The organism is Rhizobium sp. Leaf371 (assembly GCF_001424045.1).
Taxonomy (GTDB): Bacteria; Pseudomonadota; Alphaproteobacteria; order Rhizobiales; family Rhizobiaceae; genus Ferranicluibacter.
Map to the genome: position 1 here is coordinate 1 of NZ_LMQB01000020.1, position 2,453 is coordinate 2,453.

2 protein-coding genes and 1 pseudogene are annotated in these 2,453 nt (G+C 58.6%); all 3 read right to left on the bottom strand.

Going from position 1 to position 2,453, the window contains the following annotated elements:
• Positions 1-181 precede the first annotated feature (181 nt).
• Positions 182-553 (bottom strand): hypothetical protein, encoded by a 372-nt coding sequence (locus ASG39_RS10705; RefSeq protein WP_244481212.1) that lies wholly within the window; start codon positions 551-553, stop codon positions 182-184.
• Positions 554-863: 310 nt separating this feature from the next.
• On the bottom strand, positions 864-1,814 hold the full coding sequence (locus ASG39_RS10710; RefSeq protein WP_062595007.1) for a hypothetical protein: 951 nt from the start codon (positions 1,812-1,814) through the stop codon (positions 864-866).
• Between the two features lie 74 nt (positions 1,815-1,888).
• A pseudogene (locus ASG39_RS10715) lies at positions 1,889-2,453 on the bottom strand (hypothetical protein); the annotation flags it as partial.

The window sequence follows — 2,453 nt, forward strand, 5'->3', positions numbered from 1 at the left end:
CAGTTCCTTATCGACGAGCAATGTGATCCGGAAAGGATCGAACGCATCATGGCGGACCAGCCTAAATCATAAGCTCTGCGGCCTTCGCCGGATGGATACTCAGAATCAAACGGCGTTTTAAGAAGTAATGGGGGGAAGACAGTCGTGTCACTTGAACGCCGTTTGCACCAGTCGGGGCGACTTACGGGAGAAACAGGTAAGCTAAAGCGGCCTGGCAATCACTCATCCTGATTGACCTCTGGCGGATAGAGAAGATGCGGCTTCCTGCGAAAGCCCAGGCATTGCCTCCGTACTTCTCAACGAGGGCATCGAAGACGGCGGAGGACGCGGCCTCGTCGAACCCCTGTTCGACCAATCTCTTGACGATGATCTCTCCGGTGCGGTCGAGTTCATGCTCGCGACCTTTCACCGTTGCACCGCGGATGAACCAATGCAGGAGAACGCGCGCCACATCATCACGGCCCGGTCGCTTCTCTGCTTTCTGCTTCGCCCTCAGTATGCGCTGTCGCTCCTTCTGCTCACGATTCCGCACCGCTTCTGATTTCCGGGTCATATGTCCTCCTGCGTTGTTGGCTCCTACCAATGGTCAGAGGACCGCCCCACCGGCGCAAGGCGTTTCCGCCTGAATCGAAATTCCGGAACTTGGAATCGGTTCAGCCGAGTTTTGAATCGAATGATCGCAATTTGAGTCAACGTGCCTGCACGTCATGGAGAGTTATGCGGCTCCGAGCGGCTGCAAAGGGCGTTTGCGGAATCGCTTGCGCAAAAGCTTGAATCGGAAATCCGCAGTTTAGAATCGAATGATCGCAACGTGTTTCAAGTTGCAGGCACATCAGCCTGAGTTTGCCAAAAGTCGACTCGCTTCACGTCAGGTCGCCGCGAGAGCTGGCCTGCCCCAAAATCCAGCCTTCCCATGTTTTCACGGCATCGTCGGTCGGGGCGCCTTCAGGCCTTGCTCCAGTGACGACATCGATCATGCCCAAGAGTCCGACTGACGCGTCGAATCTGTCTTCGCCGGTCTTATCCGAACCGAATCCATCTTCGATGAGTTCGAGGATGGCTGAGGCATCCACATGCGCTCGCCGCGTGATCCAGCGTTCGAGGTGGTTGCCGACAGCGCGACGGCCGAACTGCTGCCGCTTGCTCCACACCGGTCGGCGCGGGATGCCGAGCTGGCCGTAGACATCGCCTGGGTAGGTCTCAGCTAGGACCACGGGATGCATGGCGGTCAATTCCAGCAAGCTGCCATCGAACGGCCAGAGGCCAACGTTGTCTAGGCGCGGCAGGATGACTTCGCGCCAGCCGGTTAGAGCTGCCTTGCCGACCTGATTGCCGCCGAGTGTCCAGAACAGTGAACACGCCGCCTGGCGATCAGCCGTCGAACGCTCGCATCGCCGCAACAGATCCGCGGTCTCGTTGACCCTTAGTCCCTCAAGCAAATGCGCGCGTTTCGTTCCGCCCGGACGCATCGGATAGAAAGGACGGTGGACCGAAATCTCGCCGCGGTGTTCTGCGACGTTGTACCAATCTGACCAAGCTCCCTTGCCGAAGCCTGCCAACGCATCCCGGAAAGACTTGAACCCAGTTTTCTGCCCGTAGGATCGCGGCAAGCCGATTGGAAAGTCGAAGCCAATCAACACTGAGCCTGTGATGACAGCACGACGTTGCAGGCGATCAATCAGTGACGCAGTGTCGCCCACAGGCTCAGGCCTGCCGATGACCCAGCCGCGCTGCGGCGCCACGATCGCGACCGCCATGCAACGTTTGGACCTGTCGATGCTCCAGTCATAGTGCGCGATCACTGATACGGTCATACGTCTGCGCCCCCATTGCTCCAAGACATCTGTATCAGAGCAATGAGCTTTGAAGCTGCTATCCTGATGCACCGCTAGTCATAGGACCTCCGCAGGATCGCCATGACTGCCGGACCGTCCAGCGCCTGGGCGTCGAACAAGGCTCGCACCAGGGCGTCCATTGGCGGTCGATTGAGCTTGATGACCTCCGTTGCCAGCTCCAGCCCTGTCTCGATGCGCGCGTGAACGCGGTCGGCCAGATCGCAATCGGTAATCAGCGCCTGTGCGGGCACGGCATGCGACAGATACAAGAGCGGCCGAACGCCGGCGAAGCCAAGCTTCGTTTCCATTCCCAGTCCAAGATCGGTCGCCTTGGCCAGATCGGAATGATCGGCACCCGCCGATCCCGTGGAGGCCGACCTTAGCAAAAGCAATTCGGCCGCCCGTCCCGCCATGATCATCGCCATCATGTTCTCGTACCAGGCAAGCGTTTCCATGGTCCCGCCGCTGAAGCGCAGCATGTTGTAGCCGCCGTCTTGCGCATCGATTGTTGATTTCCACTGAGAGCTGACCCGGCATTTCCACCGAGAAGTGACCCGCCTTAGGTATCGTTCGTGTTGGTCGTAGTGGTCAAGTTCCTGCGTTTCTCCTTGGTTGTTT

Coding starts and splice junctions, on each gene's coding strand:
- ASG39_RS10710 (WP_062595007.1), bottom strand. CDS start 1,814: ATGACCGTATCAGTGATCGCGCACTATGACTGGAGCATCGACAGGTCC.
- ASG39_RS10705 (WP_244481212.1), bottom strand. CDS start 553: ATGACCCGGAAATCAGAAGCGGTGCGGAATCGTGAGCAGAAGGAGCGA.